16 protein-coding genes are annotated in these 13,763 nt (G+C 51.4%); all 16 read left to right on the top strand.

The annotated features are described in order from the left end of the window. Nucleotides 1–9: 9 nt before the first annotated feature. Nucleotides 10–1,191, top strand: a complete 1,182-nt coding sequence (locus W01_RS07045) for a pyridoxal-phosphate-dependent aminotransferase family protein (protein ID WP_173053319.1) — start codon at nucleotides 10–12, stop codon at nucleotides 1,189–1,191. Between the two features lie 377 nt (nucleotides 1,192–1,568). Continuing rightward, nucleotides 1,569–1,844 (top strand): type II toxin-antitoxin system RelE/ParE family toxin, encoded by a 276-nt coding sequence (locus W01_RS07040; protein ID WP_173053317.1) that lies wholly within the window; start codon nucleotides 1,569–1,571, stop codon nucleotides 1,842–1,844. A gap of 8 nt (nucleotides 1,845–1,852) precedes the next feature. Then, the gene (locus W01_RS07035) at nucleotides 1,853–2,158 is read left to right on the top strand and encodes a HigA family addiction module antitoxin (RefSeq protein WP_173053315.1); all 306 of its coding nucleotides are present in this window, start codon (nucleotides 1,853–1,855) and stop codon (nucleotides 2,156–2,158) included. Beyond that, on the top strand, nucleotides 2,128–3,123 hold the full coding sequence (locus tag W01_RS13915; RefSeq protein ID WP_198421259.1) for a hypothetical protein: 996 nt from the start codon (nucleotides 2,128–2,130) through the stop codon (nucleotides 3,121–3,123). The genes W01_RS07035 and W01_RS13915 overlap by 31 nt, the downstream gene beginning before the upstream one ends. Before the next feature lie 100 nt (nucleotides 3,124–3,223). Continuing rightward, nucleotides 3,224–3,895, top strand: a complete 672-nt coding sequence (locus W01_RS07025; protein WP_173053313.1) for an HNH endonuclease — start codon at nucleotides 3,224–3,226, stop codon at nucleotides 3,893–3,895. 226 nt (nucleotides 3,896–4,121) lie between these two features. Further along, nucleotides 4,122–4,355 carry a DUF4160 domain-containing protein gene (locus W01_RS07020; protein WP_173053311.1) on the top strand — a complete coding sequence of 78 codons (234 nt, stop codon included), beginning with the start codon at nucleotides 4,122–4,124 and terminating at the stop codon, nucleotides 4,353–4,355. Beyond that, on the top strand, nucleotides 4,333–4,611 hold the full coding sequence (locus W01_RS07015) for a DUF2442 domain-containing protein (protein ID WP_173053309.1): 279 nt from the start codon (nucleotides 4,333–4,335) through the stop codon (nucleotides 4,609–4,611). Before W01_RS07020 ends, W01_RS07015 begins: the two co-directional genes overlap by 23 nt. 480 nt (nucleotides 4,612–5,091) lie before the next feature. Further along, on the top strand, nucleotides 5,092–5,457 hold the full coding sequence (locus W01_RS07010; protein ID WP_173053307.1) for a hypothetical protein: 366 nt from the start codon (nucleotides 5,092–5,094) through the stop codon (nucleotides 5,455–5,457). Between the two features lie 44 nt (nucleotides 5,458–5,501). Beyond that, entirely contained in the window at nucleotides 5,502–7,085 is a 1,584-nt protein-coding gene (locus W01_RS07005; RefSeq protein ID WP_173053305.1) for a phage tail sheath family protein, read from the top strand. A gap of 24 nt (nucleotides 7,086–7,109) precedes the next feature. Continuing rightward, on the top strand, nucleotides 7,110–7,634 hold the full coding sequence (locus W01_RS07000; protein WP_173053303.1) for a phage tail protein: 525 nt from the start codon (nucleotides 7,110–7,112) through the stop codon (nucleotides 7,632–7,634). Further along, nucleotides 7,634–8,371 (top strand): hypothetical protein, encoded by a 738-nt coding sequence (locus W01_RS06995; RefSeq protein WP_173053301.1) that lies wholly within the window; start codon nucleotides 7,634–7,636, stop codon nucleotides 8,369–8,371. Before W01_RS07000 ends, W01_RS06995 begins: the two co-directional genes overlap by 1 nt. Then, complete coding sequence (locus W01_RS06990) at nucleotides 8,368–9,123, top strand: hypothetical protein (protein WP_173053299.1); 756 nt, start codon at nucleotides 8,368–8,370, stop codon at nucleotides 9,121–9,123. Before W01_RS06995 ends, W01_RS06990 begins: the two co-directional genes overlap by 4 nt. Continuing rightward, nucleotides 9,120–10,460 (top strand): DUF4255 domain-containing protein, encoded by a 1,341-nt coding sequence (locus W01_RS06985; RefSeq protein ID WP_173053297.1) that lies wholly within the window; start codon nucleotides 9,120–9,122, stop codon nucleotides 10,458–10,460. The genes W01_RS06990 and W01_RS06985 overlap by 4 nt, the downstream gene beginning before the upstream one ends. Further along, a complete protein-coding gene (locus tag W01_RS06980; protein WP_173053295.1) occupies nucleotides 10,457–12,388 on the top strand; it encodes an ATP-binding protein in 1,932 nt (643 codons plus the stop codon). The genes W01_RS06985 and W01_RS06980 overlap by 4 nt, the downstream gene beginning before the upstream one ends. After that, nucleotides 12,385–12,639 carry a hypothetical protein gene (locus W01_RS06975; protein WP_173053293.1) on the top strand — a complete coding sequence of 85 codons (255 nt, stop codon included), beginning with the start codon at nucleotides 12,385–12,387 and terminating at the stop codon, nucleotides 12,637–12,639. The genes W01_RS06980 and W01_RS06975 overlap by 4 nt, the downstream gene beginning before the upstream one ends. Then, complete coding sequence (locus W01_RS06970; RefSeq protein ID WP_198421258.1) at nucleotides 12,636–13,709, top strand: eCIS core domain-containing protein; 1,074 nt, start codon at nucleotides 12,636–12,638, stop codon at nucleotides 13,707–13,709. The genes W01_RS06975 and W01_RS06970 overlap by 4 nt, the downstream gene beginning before the upstream one ends. Nucleotides 13,710–13,763 lie beyond the last annotated feature (54 nt).

Genomic DNA, 13,763 nt, shown 5'->3' with positions numbered 1-13,763 from the left:
AGAAAAAGCATGGCAATAAAATCGTTCCATCCCCCGCAACGCATTCTGATGGGTCCAGGCCCTTCGGATGTCAGCTCACGTGTACTGGAGGCCTTGTCGCGCCCCACCATTGGCCATCTCGATCCAGTGTTCGTAACCATGATGGACGAAATGAAAGAGTTATTGAAGTACGCTTTTCAGACTAAAAATGAATTGACTATGCCTGTTTCCGCTCCAGGCTCGGCCGGAATGGAAACCTGCTTCGTTAACTTGGTCGAACCCGGTGACAAAGTCATCGTATGTCAAAACGGCGTGTTCGGCGGACGCATGAAAGAAAACGTTGAGCGCTGCGGCGGTATTGCAGTGATGGTGCAGGACGATTGGGGACGCGCAGTTGATCCACAAAAAGTAGAAGATGCACTCAAGGCTAATCCTGATACCAAGATCGTTGCGTTTGTGCACGCAGAAACTTCCACAGGCGCTCAGTCTGATGCCAAAACCTTGGCGGCGCTTGCTCACAAACATGGTTGTCTGGTCATCGTGGACGCAGTCACTTCACTCGCCGGTTCGCCACTCAAGGTCGATGAATGGGAAATAGACGCTATTTATTCCGGCACGCAAAAATGTCTCTCCTGCACACCTGGACTTTCCCCGGTCAGTTTCAGTACGCTCGCGCTGGAGAAAATCAAGAACCGCAAGAGTAAAGTGCAAAGCTGGTTTCTGGATTTGAATCTGGTCATGAGCTATTGGGGCGGTTCAACTAAACGCGCCTACCACCATACTGCGCCGATCAACGCGCTATATGGCCTGCACGAAGCATTGGTGATATTGCAGGAAGAAGGTCTGGAAAATTCATGGGCTCGCCACATGAAAAACCACCTTGCCCTGCGCGCTGGCCTGGAAGCAATGGGATTGAAGTTTGTGGTGCCCGAATCTGAACGTCTGCCGCAATTGAATGCCCTTACTATTCCAGATGGTGTGGACGATGGCGCCGTACGTTCCACCCTGCTAAACGATTATCAACTGGAAATTGGTGCGGGCCTGGGCGTAATGGCAGGCAAGGTGTGGCGCATAGGCTTGATGGGCCATGCCAGCAATCAGAGCAATATTTTGATATGCCTCGGTGCGTTGGATGACGTATTAGGCAGAATGAAGGCGCCGGTTCAGCATGGTGTGGCAGTAGCTGCAGCGCAAAAAGTACTTGCAAGCTGATTCGTTTATACGGCCCTCAATGGATATTGAGGGTAAAAATTATGATGTGAATGTCAGCAAGTAGCCATGAGATATCACAGACATTTTTAATCAGTATATAAAATAATATTTGTCTCCTGGAATCCTCCTTTGTGTTGAAGCAAAGGGGGATTTTTTATGACTTAATCGGATAGGTTTGATTAAATGATGTAGAGGATCCAATTACTGGTGAATTAGTCCAACAAGTTGTTGGTTATGCATAGAATGCATTGTCAATTGTCTAAATTCCGGCCTTTGCCGGAATGTGAGAGTTGCAGTAAATGCAACCGTCATGAATTATATAAATATCAATAATATCGTGCTTTACTTGTGTAAAGCAATCATTTACAGTTTGTGTCATGATTGAATCGTTCATGCACAAGGGGCTGGAAGAGCTTTTTGAAAAAGGTAAGAGCGCCAAGGTGCAGCAAGCCTTGGTGGGGCGCGCATTGCGGCGACTGGATGCCATCAACACTGCCAAAACACCGGATGTGTTGAATCTTCCGGGCTTCGATTTCCATCTCTTGCAAGGCAAGCCCAAGCGATACAGCGTGCATGTAAATGGGCCGTGGTGTATTACATTCGAATGGGAAGGCGAGAATGCGCTACGGATCAATTTGGAAAATTATCACTAGGAGGCATTATGCGGACACGTAAACCAACTCACCCCGGCGCAATCTTGCGCGAAGACGTTCTGCCGGATTTGGGAATGTCTGTGAGCGCTTTTGCTCGCAATCTTGGAGTCTCGCGCCAAACTCTGCATGCGGTACTGGCCGAGCGTAGCGGCATCTCCCCGGAAATGGCGCTACGTTTGGGTGCATTGCTAGGTAATGGCGCTCAGTTGTGGGTGGATATGCAATCGAAATACGATCTATGGCAGGCTGAGGATAAACTTCATGACGTGCTGTTGAGTATCCAATGCCTCACCGACAACCAGGTATTGGCTTGATCCTCGATGTTGCCACTTGTGGCAGATCAAGCTGCGGAGCCGTAATCCTGCTGGTGGGCGGTGATAGGACACAGGGCACCATTTCGCGCATTGAACGCCGCAGCGACTTGTTGCTGTTCACGCTACGCCATATATTCAGGCAATGGGCGGCGAATAGATATTGTGTTGACGTCAGACTTGAAAACCTTACAATCCTTATCGATTTTGTTTTCTATGGTTTAGTCCAGCGAGGTTTATCCGCCGTCGGTAAGGTCGTGGGTTTAACAAGTTTGGGGAGGGTGGCAGATAAACGCTATACATTGGGTATCACGGTGATCGAATTGCATAAAGCAGGAATACGCCTCATAGATAACACTTCCGGTGAAGCCTCTGAGCATTTTGCGGAATTTACAGATAGTGAATGGCGTCAACTGAATAACTACTTGAGCCATGTTGCTGATTTGCATTCCACCCAGTTCCTAATAAAAGGGGAAGGTGTTCAATTGAATTTCGCTTGGAACCAAGGAAGTAACCCGCAATGGCGGGTTAAAGCCCCTCCCATTGACGACGTACTTGCTTTTCTTCATCGATTGCGCCCGCTTATCCTCCAAGAAGAGCCAGCCTGTTTCCAAAAGGTTCGTGCAGTTCTCAAGCGAAGATTGAAAGATGCTCCAATTCATCCATTCATGGGATGGCTCCTTGAAGTTTACGAGGGTAAGGAGATGCAAAAGGTGATTTCTATACAGTCAAACAACTGCATAGTGAATTCAGAAAAGATGCTTTTTACATGGCTAAATGCATACGAATACCACCGGGAACGCGAGAAGCAGGAACTCCTTGAAAGCTACAGTAAGATCATGCCGACTGAATGGTCGCGGGGTGTATTTTTGACTTTACTGGTTGAGAAAGGAAAGGCCATCTCGAATCTTGGTGCTCTCGTCGAAGTAGTGCTCGGAAAGAGGAACGCACTATCGTTAATTCTATGAGCCACCATGCTTTGCAGACCAACCCGGCAGTCAAGAGGGCTGCGCGAATAAAGCCCGCACAAGCCCCCTACTTTTAAGTTAGGTCTTTACAGGAGCGCCTGTGCGACATTTTGTTGCGTATCACAATGCTGAAAAGATGGGTTATGAATATGAGCCTATTGGCAAGTATGCGTTTTTCAGCCGAAAGACTCTCACATTCTTGGAACGAACAGTTGGTTCGATGGTGTGGGTTATAAATGGCTTTCGGTCGAAGGCACGCAATACGATCTACACACTTTGCGCGGTTTATATGCCGGATGAAGTCTTTGACGCCAATGAAGCAGCTTTTGATTACATCATCGCGGGTACTGTCGGACATGACTTCGATCCGCCCATTGAATTAAATCATCTGCCTTGGTTCGCTGGTTTTCTCAAGCCTCAAAGCAACTTTAGCCTTGGCATTAGCGAAATAAAAGATTCAACTGCTATCGACTATTTGAACTCATTAGCGAAAAGCCCTGACCTTGAGCACCTTACGTCCACTGACGAGATTAACTTTCCGCTCGACTTGGATATTCTGGATGTCGAAGCATTAGAGGGCATGACAACTTACGTTTCTCATCTGCGTAGAGAAAGAAATAGAGCAGTCACAGACGCAAAAAAAGAACAGACCATTGCCCTACATGGTCAGCTGGTGTGTGAGGCTTGCGGGTTTGGTTTCTCCGTTTTTTACGGAAAGTTGGGTGAAGGCTATTGTGAGGTTCATCACAAAATCCCCCTTGCCATCGCTTGATGGCAAGAGGGTTACCAAGCTTGATGATCTGGCTATCGTTTGTTCAAATTGCCACAGGATGATTCATCGAAGAACACCAATGCCGAGTGTGTTGGAACTTAAGGCGCAGATCCGGGGTGCAAAGACCTAACTCTACCTCAAGCGGGACTGCGTAAAAGTGCGCAGCTTTTTAGCTTCGCGCTAGGCTTCCAAGACTTTCTAGTGCTAAAGCTGCTAAGATTTGCACATGGCTCCCACAGTATTTCGTCAAGGCGCATTTCGATTCTTCTTCTTTTCACGCGAAGAGCCCCGCATGCATATTCATGTTACACATACAGACGGTGAAGCTAAGTTCTGGTTGGAACCCCAGGTTGAGTTAGCCATGAATCAAGGGCTTTCAAAAAAGCAGATTAATGAAGCATCGTTGTTGGTGCAGGATCATTATGAGGAGATCATCTATGCCTGGCGTAGCTATTTCTAAAGTCGAAGTTTTCTTGGCGTCAAACAAGGGATTTTGGTTGCTGTTGAAGGACGAAGAACTTTTTGTTCCCTACGTAGAGTTTCCTTGGTTCAAGCAGGCTACTCTGGAGCAGATTACTACCGTTGAATGGCCTACCCCCAATCATCTTTATTGGCCTATGCTTGATGTGGATCTGGCTGTGGAATCTATTCGTAACCCAAGTCAATTCCCATTGGTCGCTAAGTCTATAAATCTACAACGTGTGGATAAGCCATAATCTATATGCGAATGAAGTACCTCGCAACAATCAAGAATTTATTTTGACCGCAAAGATATCCATATCAATGGCTCCCGCTGGGAACCTGAGATGCGCCTTATCGGTATTCAATGCGATAGTTTATATAACCTCCGATTTGATACGAAAAGTTGCTTTGTTATGCTTCGGATGAGGGTAAACACGGCTCTATTTCTTATGTTGGCTATCGCACAGAGTTTGCGATGAGATAGGTATAGATTTATATCCAATAGGCGTTGGATTAGGTGAGAGTGACGAACTACTTATTTATTGGGCGCGCTCCAAATAAAGCGCACCACCTTGAAGAGGTTAAGGGGTTGGCTAGAATAAATAGAGAAGTTATACCAACAGCTGAGTGCTGAAGAATGAGTAACAATTTTCGATTGGTAAGTGGATGGTAATCAGCCCAAAACCAGAAGTTAGCCAATTTATGAGCAATTCCAAACCTTCAGGGAGGTTCACATGGCAGAAAAAATTGATTGGAATTTTGTAGTACAGGCACTCAATGGCCCGTCCGTCTCGGGTGCAGGCACGTTGGAGATTGAAGCCTACGACAAGATCGCGGTGACGATTGCCGCCGGTGCGACCCAGCAGGTTAATCTGGCGCCAAGTGGGACTGTCTCGCTGATCATCATCAATCCGGCCGTACCCGACGTTGACCTTAGCTATGACGTTGGTGGCAATGCGGTCGCACTGGACGGCCCGCACGTGTTGATCGGCACAGGCGCTGTAAGTCTGCTTGGTGGCGCGGCGAATCTTTCTTTCACTAATGACACAGCCGCCGACGCGACCATCGAGATATTGCTAGGACGCGATGCTACGCCATAAATCCGTACCATAACTATCAATCATTAATTTAAAGGAGGAGCAACATGCCGGTTACCTTATCCTACCCTGGCGTCTATATTGAAGAAGTGTCCAGTGGCGTGCGAACCATTACCGGTGTGGCTACCTCCATCACCGCTTTTATCGGGCGTACCCTGCGCGGCCCGGTCAATGATCCGGTGCGCGTGCAAAGCTTCGCCGAGTTTGAGCGACGCTTCGGCGGGCTGTGGCGCGATAGCACCTTGAGCTACGCGCTACAGCAGTTTTTTCAGAATGGTGGCACTGATGCCCTTATCGTGCGCGTTCACAATGGTGCGGCCGCGGCCACGCTCACCTTGGCGGTAGGTTTCAATCTGGTTGCTTCCAATCCCGGCAAGTGGGGCGAGAAGCTGCGGGTGAGAATCGATTACAACACCCGTCCTCATCTCCCCACCGATCCTGCTAACAGTCTGTTCAACCTCTCGGTGCGCGATACCGCTACCGGTACGACAGAGCGCTTCCTTAACCTTTCCACCGATCCCAATAACGCGCGCTTTGTCACGCGGGTACTCGAACAGGAGTCCAACCTGGTGCGGATTGTCACACCACCTGGCACGGTGCCCGCGCTGCGTCCCACCGCTCATGGCAATCCGCCCGCCGGCGCTGATGCACTGTTGGATAATGCCTCCTCCACCGCGTTCACGGCGACTGGCAATGAAGGTGCAGCCATTACCGACAACCAGATATCACTGGCCTCGCTGGAAGCTTCCAAACAGGGGATATGGGCACTGCAGAAGGCAGACCTGTTCAATTTGCTGTGCGTACCACCACTGACGCGTGAGCCAGGCGGTGACGTGAATTCTCAAACCCGCAGCGCTGCCGCTGCTTATTGCCTTGCGCGGCGCGCCATGTACATCGTCGACCCTCTCATGGCTTGGGATGAGCCCTCCGATCTTACCGGCGCCAGCGGCCTGGACAGCGTTGGTTGGGGCCTGGCCCGCAGTGCAAATGCGGCCCTGTATTTTCCATATCTTCGCCAGCCAGATCCTTTACAGGAAAACCGCTTGGCCGATTTTGCCCCCTGTGGTGCGGTGGCCGGAATTATGGCGCGCACCGACGGCCAGCGCGGCGTGTGGAAAGCTCCTGCCGGGAACGATGCCACACTTAACGGCGTGGTCGAACTAACGGTAAAACTTACTGATGGTGAAAATGGCCAACTCAATCCACTGGCAGTGAATTGCCTGCGCGCTTTCCCGGTCATTGGTCGACTTGTATGGGGTGCGCGTACTTTGCGCGGCGCGGACCAGCTTGCCTCGGAATGGAAATACCTTCCGGTGCGTCGCACGGCGCTATTCCTCGAAGAAAGCCTGTTTCGAGGCTCGCAATGGGTGGTGTTCGAACCAAATGATGAACCGCTTTGGGCACAGATACGCCTCAATCTCGGTGCTTTCATGCAGAATTTATTTCGTCAAGGCGCTTTTCAGGGCCGTAGCCCGCGCGAGGCATATTTCGTCAAATGCGACAGGGAAACTACTACCCAGAATGACATTGATCTGGGCATCGTCAATATCGTAGTAGGCTTTGCGCCGCTCAAGCCCGCCGAATTCGTGGTGATCAAGCTCCAGCAGATCGCCGGCCAAGTTCAAGTCTGACCCTGATAATTAGGAGGCATATCCATGGCAACATTCACTGTTAACGCACAGCGCTTCGATCCGTACAAAAATTTCAAATTCCGCGTCAAATGGGATGGCCGATATGTCGCGGGCATCTCCAAGGTGGGTGCAATCAAGCGCAGCACTGAATTGGTTGAACACCGGGAGGGAGGCGATCCATCAACTTCGCGTAAGTCGCCCGGTCGCACTAAGTTTGAGGCAATTACACTGGATCGCGGCGTCACCCATGACACCGAGTTCGAGAAGTGGGCCAACAAGGTTTGGAACTACGGCTCCGGTTTGGGCGCCGAGGTCTCGCTGAAGGATTTCCGCAAGGATCTCATCATCGAAGTCTACAACGAGGCAGGCCAGCTTGCGCTCGCCTACAAGGTGTATCGTTGCTGGGTGTCAGAATACCAGGCCTTGCCTGATCTCGACGCCAATGCCAACGCGGTGGCAATCCAGCACCTTAAGCTGGAAAACGAGGGCTGGGAACGCGATTACGATGTAACCGAACCCAGCGAACCCAGCTTTACGGAACCAGCCTGATGCACATGCAAGTTCCTGGCGAAGCGGAGATACTGGTTCTGTGGGAGCGCGGCCTTGCGCGGCATCCGATTGACCGAGCATTGTTGCTTTATGCTTGGACCCGACCAGATTTGCCGTCTTCTAATTTCCCGGATCTGCCGCTGGGCACAATCAACAGGGCGCTTTTACGTCTGCGCGAAACTTGCTTCGGACCGCGCATTATTGCCTGTAGTGATTGCGAGCATTGCGGCACACGCATGGAAATTGCGCTGGATACTGGGCAGCTACTTGCTGGTATCAACGAGGACGATACGCTCAGCAAATTCGACGATACACCGGCTGAGTTCGAAGTTTCCAGTTTTCGCTTTCGCGTACCATGCAGCCGTGATCTCGCGGCGGTTAGCGGGGAGCAGGATCTCAAGGCGGCGGCAGTGAAGCTGCTGGAACAATGTTGCATTGAATATTCAGAGAATAGTGACGCAGGTTTTGCAAACCTGCTTACCGAGGCCGAAGCAGCGATGGAGGCGCTTGATCCTGCAGCTGACATCAACCTGTCCCTTAGCTGTGAGGAGTGTGGCCATAGTTGGTTGGTTGATTTTAATATTGGCACGTTGTTGTGGGATGAAATTGATGTGCGTGCCCGGGCCTTGCTTGCCGAAGTGCATAGCCTTGCCCAGGCATATGGTTGGACTGAGCCAGAAATACTTGCGCTCTCATCGCAACGGCGTGCAGCTTATCTCGATATGGTGGGCGTATGAGCGGATTCCTGCATCGGCTCGCCGCACAGGCCATGGGCAGGACAAATACCCTGCGTTCCGCAGTACGCACACCTTATGCAGTCCCATTTTCGCCTGTCAGTACGGTAGAGCCGGACAGGCGAGGCCCTACGTTGGATACTGCTGGTAGCGAGCGCCAACATAGGGGCAATAGTGGTGTGAAACATGTAGGCGACAGGGATGAGGAACGGGATGCTATGTCTAGCCCAGAACAGCATCACGCCAATACTGCTAGGGAAATCGGGACACAACCTGGCGACAATGAAGTGGCATCGTCTTCACCTGAAGTATTAGTTGTGCAATCGGACACTGTTTATACAAAGCCGGATCGTCCCAGCGGTCTATCTTCATCGCCGAAAGCGATGTTGCAGCAATCAGGTAAAGAAAAAACGGTTGCGAGCGAACCTCCAGTTTTGGCTGAGGGAATTGAAGCGCGTTTGCCAGAGAGTAATTCCACAGTTCCCACAGACAACAATTATCCTTCGCCGCTTTTGCCGTTAAAGCAAGCTACACGTTCCTCGGCTTTGAACACAAATGTGGCAGCGCAGCGTGGAGAACACAGCGGTGCCAGTCGGCAGAGTCAGGTTGATGAAATCACCGAAGTGCATGTGAGCATAGGTCGCATCGAAGTAACTGCCGTGCATGAGTCACCGGCGCCGAAACGTCAAGCTCCGGCGGCAGCCAAGCCGTTATCGCTCGATGAATATCTTGCTCGCCGAGGGAGAGGAACATGAGCAGCGCTCTCGCCATTGCCGGGGTGACCGCAGTGTTGCGCGATCTGCTCAATGACGGGCTGATTAACAATGATGCAACAGGCACTCTCGGTTCTACGGTTTCGGTAACCGCTGGCCCACCGGATCGGGTGATACCGGCAAATGGTGGCACTGAGTCATCCCAACTTAATTTGTTCATGTACCACGTTACGCCCAATAGTGGTTGGCGCAACGAAAGGTTTCCTACGCACGATGCTTCCGGTAGCCAGCGATTATCCAACGCACCGCTCGCGCTCAACCTGCATTACCTGCTTTCTGCTCACGGTAGCGAAGACCTGCACGGCGAAATTCTGCTCGGTTATGCCATGCAACTTCTGCACGAAATGCCTATACTCAGTCGTAAAGCTATTCGGAAGGCACTCGATCCATCGCCTCCGATAGGCGGTATAGCACTTCCGCCCGCGCTGAAAGCGTTGGCAGATTCTGGACTGGAAAATCAGATCGAGCTGATCAAAATCACGCCGGAATATCTCAACACCGAAGAAATGTCCAAGCTCTGGACCGCCACGCAAAGTCATTTGCGTCCCACCGCAGCCTACATGGCCAGTGTGGTGTTAATAGAATCGACCCAATCGGTACGATCATCCTTGCCGGTGTTATCACGCGGGCCTGTGGTAAAGCCTGATCCGCTTAATGTGGATACGTGGTATGAAAGTGGTATTACAGCGGTGGCTGGCCTGACTTCCCCTTATCCAATACTCGCTGGCATAGAACTGCCCCAGAAGCAGATAGCTGCACGCCTCGGCGAAGCCATCAAGCTGAAAGGATACAACCTCAATGGAACAAATCTTGTCGTGCGTTTCGCGCATCCTAGCCTGACGGCACCGATTGATCTTTCTTTCGGTACTAATGCAAACGAAGAAAGTTTTTCAGTAACCTTGCCTAATATAGCTCAGGCCAATATCGACTGGCCTGCAGGTATATGGGAAGTGACCGCGCTTTTACAACGTCCCGGCGAGACTGAAACCCGTAGTACTAATTCACTTGCATTGTTTCTGGCGCCGCGTATTGACGTAGCGACTTCCATTGCCACACGTGATTCTACCGGTGTGACCATCAATCTTGCCTTTACACCACAAGCTCGACCCGCTCAACGAATAAGCCTCAACGCCGGAGGATATGAGGCGTCGCCGGAGAAATTTACCGTCCCGACAGCCAACCTTCAATTCAAATATGCGCAATTGCCCGCGGGAAACCACCTGTTACGCTTGCGGGTCGATGGTGCTGACAGTCTACTGGTGATCCGGCTTACTGCGCCGCCGCAATTTGACAACACACAGGTATTAACCGTGCCATGAGCACCTCCGACCCACGCCAGGAATGGACCGATGCAAATCAACGCCTGATGGTGGCTGAATTTACTCGGATCAAGGCGCGCTTGGGTGGTGAAGATCAGAGCTCGGCAATGACTACAGCAGCCGAAATTCGCACTGCATTATCGGCACAGTCAGCCATAGATCGCTTGGCGGAATGCTTCGGTTTAAGTCCTTTCGAACGAGACATTCTTCTGTTTTGCGCAGGCGTGGAAATGGACTCAAATTTTTCCTTGTTATGCGCTACTGCGCAAAATAATCCTCAGCGATCCTATGCGACATTCAGTCTGGCGCTGGCGACGCTGGAAGAGCCGCATTGGAGTGCGCTCAGTTCGATACGCCCCCTGCGCCGGTGGCGCCTGATTGAGGTTACGGAAGAAACCAACCTGGCGAATGCGCGCCTAAGCATAGACGAACGGGTGCTGCACTTCCTGGCCGGAATAAATTACCTCGACACCCGCCTGGAGCCTTTGCTGCAATCCAGCGGCGTGGCAACGACGATGGCGGATGTTCAACGCGAAACTGCACAAGCTATATTGGAGGCATTGTATGAGCGCAATGCACCTGTCCCAGTCATCCAATTGCTGGGAGATGACCGCGATGGTCAGGCAGATATCGCCGCCGGTGTCGCAGCCGAACTTCTCGGGATGCAACTTCATATCCTGCATGCGGAAGACATTCCAGCGGGTGTTCATGAACGTAATGCCTTTGCCGTGCTGTGGCAGCGGGAATCGGCGCTGCTGTCCAGCGCCTTGTTGATCGAATGCCGCGATCAGGCAAATGCAGCCGCAGTCACTTGGCTCGCCGAAAACTTAAATGGATTGCTGTTTATCTCCAGTCATAATCCATTAGAGCTGCAACGCAACACCTTGCGCTTCACCGTAAATAAACCGGGCGCCACGGATCAGAAGCGTTTATGGGAACAGGCATTAGGTTCGGCGGCGCAGAAGCTGAATGGTTCGCTGGAGGGCGTCGCGTCGCAATACAGATTGAGCGCACAAACGATCCTGAGTACCGGTGCCGAGATCAGTAGTGCTATCAGCGCGAGCGATAAGCCAGACGAATTGCTATGGCGAGTCTGCCGTACTTTGGGGCGACGACAGCTGGATGACTTGGCGCAGCGTGTTGAGCCAGTTTCCCGTTGGGAGGATCTGATCTTGCCGGAACATCAGAAAGTGATCCTGAGCCAGGTCGTTAGCCACGTGCGCAACCGGCTCAAGGTTTGCGATGAATGGGGCTTTGCCAGCAAGAGTGCTCGCGGCATGGGACTCAGCACACTATTCGCTGGTGAAAGCGGAACCGGCAAAACCATGGCCGCCGAAGTGCTGGCCAACGAACTGCATCTCGATCTTTACCGCATAGACCTATCCTCAGTGGTCAGCAAATACATCGGCGAGACGGAAAAAAACTTGCGCAAGGTTTTCGATGCTGCCGAGGACAGCGGGGTCATCCTGCTATTCGACGAGGCCGATGCCTTGTTTGGCAAGCGCAGCGAAGTGAAAGACAGTCATGATCGCTATGCCAACATCGAAGTGAGTTATTTGTTGCAACGGATGGAGGCTTACACGGGCCTTGCCATTTTGACTACTAACTTGAAGACATCTCTGGATACAGCGTTTCAACGACGTTTGCGTTTCGTTGTGCAATTTACATTCCCCGATACCGAACAGCGCGAGGCCATCTGGCGCAGTGTATTCCCCGGCGCCACACCGACTCAAGGCCTGGATTACCGCAAGCTGGCGCAGCTCCAGGTGGCAGGCGGAAACATCCGTAACATCGCTCTTAATGCCGCATTTCTGGCCGCCGATTCAGGCGAAGCTGTCGGCATGGGGCATCTGCTGCAAGCCGCTCACGGCGAAGGATCAAAGCGCGAACGCCCTTTGACCGACGCAGAAACGCGGGGGTGGGTATGAAACGTGTTGTCCTGCATATTGATAGTCTGGTATTGAAAGGTTTTCGGCACGAAGACCGGCATGGTATCGCTGAGGGCCTGCAGCAAGAATTATCTCGACTGCTCGCCGATCCACAGGCCGCCCAGCAGTTGACAGTGAATGGCGATATGTCGCGGTTACGGCTCGGCAGCATATCGATCGATCAGAATTCAAAACCGCAGCGCGTCGGATCGCAAGTGGCGCAGGGTATCGGCAAGGGGATGAAGATATGAGCACTTTCGCGATGCAAGAGTACACGACCGATAAGTCAATGCTTTTGGGGAATTCCACTAACGCAGAGCTGTTGTTGCAGAGAAAATATGCTTTGAGCGTGCCAAAGTCGTTATTGACCAGCCAATCCGAGGGTAAGCCACGTTTGCAAGCTAAGCTCTCCATAGGCGCCAGTAACGATCCGCTGGAACAGGAAGCAGATCGGGTCGCGGATCAAGTTTTGGCTGCACCCGCTCATTCCGCGGTCAGCAGCTCGGCGCTGCATATTCAGCGCTTCACTGGGCAAGGGACAGCAGATGCAGGAACTGTACCCGCCAGTGTAGACCGAGTGCTATCTGGTTCCGGTAGCCCGCTTGATCCGGCAACACAGCAAGACATGGGGCAACGCTTTGGTCATGATTTTTCGCAGGTGCGGGTGCATACCGACTTTGCCGCTAAGCAATCAGCCCAAGATATTAACGCCCATGCTTATACGGTCGGTCACAACATTGTGTTTGGTGCAGGCGGGTTCGTGCCACAGTCGCACGAGGGACGCAAACTGATTGCCCATGAGTTGACGCATGTGGTGCAGCAGACAGGCGCGGCAGGGATTCATGCTGGTCAAAGCGATGAAAAATTTACATTATCCTCAGGGAGTAACCACACTATACAAAAACAGGAAGCTAAACCTGATGCGAATCCAGAAAAAGATAAAATCGATGATTCAACAAAAAATAAAACCGACAATTCAATGCTTTCCGTCCAACTTGCCGAACCCGACTTTCTAACTCTCAAGCAACCTTTTTTCGAGCGTAATGTTTTTCAGCTTTGGGATCCAAGTTCAGCCTTGGGTGTATGGAAATACAATTTGGACTTCTTCAAACGCTTTGGAGTGAGCGATAAATGGGCAGGCAAAGCCGCCAATTTGACCGCTCCGCTCGCCATTGACGCGCAATTAAAAGTTAGCAATCCAAAATGGTGGGAAATAACGGACAGAGAGTTAAAAACTACTTCAATAGTAGCGCCGATACCCATCTTCCAATTTGATGCCAATTTTAAGGATTGGAAGCCGCTACCATTTTTACAGAAATAATATTTGCATCTATAAAGATCAGATGAATTATAACCATCGCCAAGAGGGTTGAAG

It is taken from the genome of Candidatus Nitrotoga sp. AM1P (assembly GCF_013168275.1).
In the GTDB taxonomy this organism is placed as follows: Bacteria; Pseudomonadota; Gammaproteobacteria; order Burkholderiales; family Gallionellaceae; genus Nitrotoga.
Note: the sequence above shows the minus strand (reverse complement) of the source record. Positions and strands in the feature narration are given on the sequence as shown.

Coding starts and splice junctions, on each gene's coding strand:
- W01_RS13915 (WP_198421259.1), top strand. CDS start 2,128: ATGCCTCACCGACAACCAGGTATTGGCTTGATCCTCGATGTTGCCACT.
- W01_RS07015 (WP_173053309.1), top strand. CDS start 4,333: ATGCCTGGCGTAGCTATTTCTAAAGTCGAAGTTTTCTTGGCGTCAAAC.
- W01_RS06985 (WP_173053297.1), top strand. CDS start 9,120: ATGAGCAGCGCTCTCGCCATTGCCGGGGTGACCGCAGTGTTGCGCGAT.
- W01_RS06980 (WP_173053295.1), top strand. CDS start 10,457: ATGAGCACCTCCGACCCACGCCAGGAATGGACCGATGCAAATCAACGC.
- W01_RS06975 (WP_173053293.1), top strand. CDS start 12,385: ATGAAACGTGTTGTCCTGCATATTGATAGTCTGGTATTGAAAGGTTTT.
- W01_RS06990 (WP_173053299.1), top strand. CDS start 8,368: ATGAGCGGATTCCTGCATCGGCTCGCCGCACAGGCCATGGGCAGGACA.
- W01_RS07045 (WP_173053319.1), top strand. CDS start 10: ATGGCAATAAAATCGTTCCATCCCCCGCAACGCATTCTGATGGGTCCA.
- W01_RS07040 (WP_173053317.1), top strand. CDS start 1,569: ATGATTGAATCGTTCATGCACAAGGGGCTGGAAGAGCTTTTTGAAAAA.
- W01_RS07000 (WP_173053303.1), top strand. CDS start 7,110: ATGGCAACATTCACTGTTAACGCACAGCGCTTCGATCCGTACAAAAAT.
- W01_RS07010 (WP_173053307.1), top strand. CDS start 5,092: ATGGCAGAAAAAATTGATTGGAATTTTGTAGTACAGGCACTCAATGGC.
- W01_RS06995 (WP_173053301.1), top strand. CDS start 7,634: ATGCACATGCAAGTTCCTGGCGAAGCGGAGATACTGGTTCTGTGGGAG.
- W01_RS06970 (WP_198421258.1), top strand. CDS start 12,636: ATGAGCACTTTCGCGATGCAAGAGTACACGACCGATAAGTCAATGCTT.
- W01_RS07020 (WP_173053311.1), top strand. CDS start 4,122: ATGGCTCCCACAGTATTTCGTCAAGGCGCATTTCGATTCTTCTTCTTT.
- W01_RS07005 (WP_173053305.1), top strand. CDS start 5,502: ATGCCGGTTACCTTATCCTACCCTGGCGTCTATATTGAAGAAGTGTCC.
- W01_RS07035 (WP_173053315.1), top strand. CDS start 1,853: ATGCGGACACGTAAACCAACTCACCCCGGCGCAATCTTGCGCGAAGAC.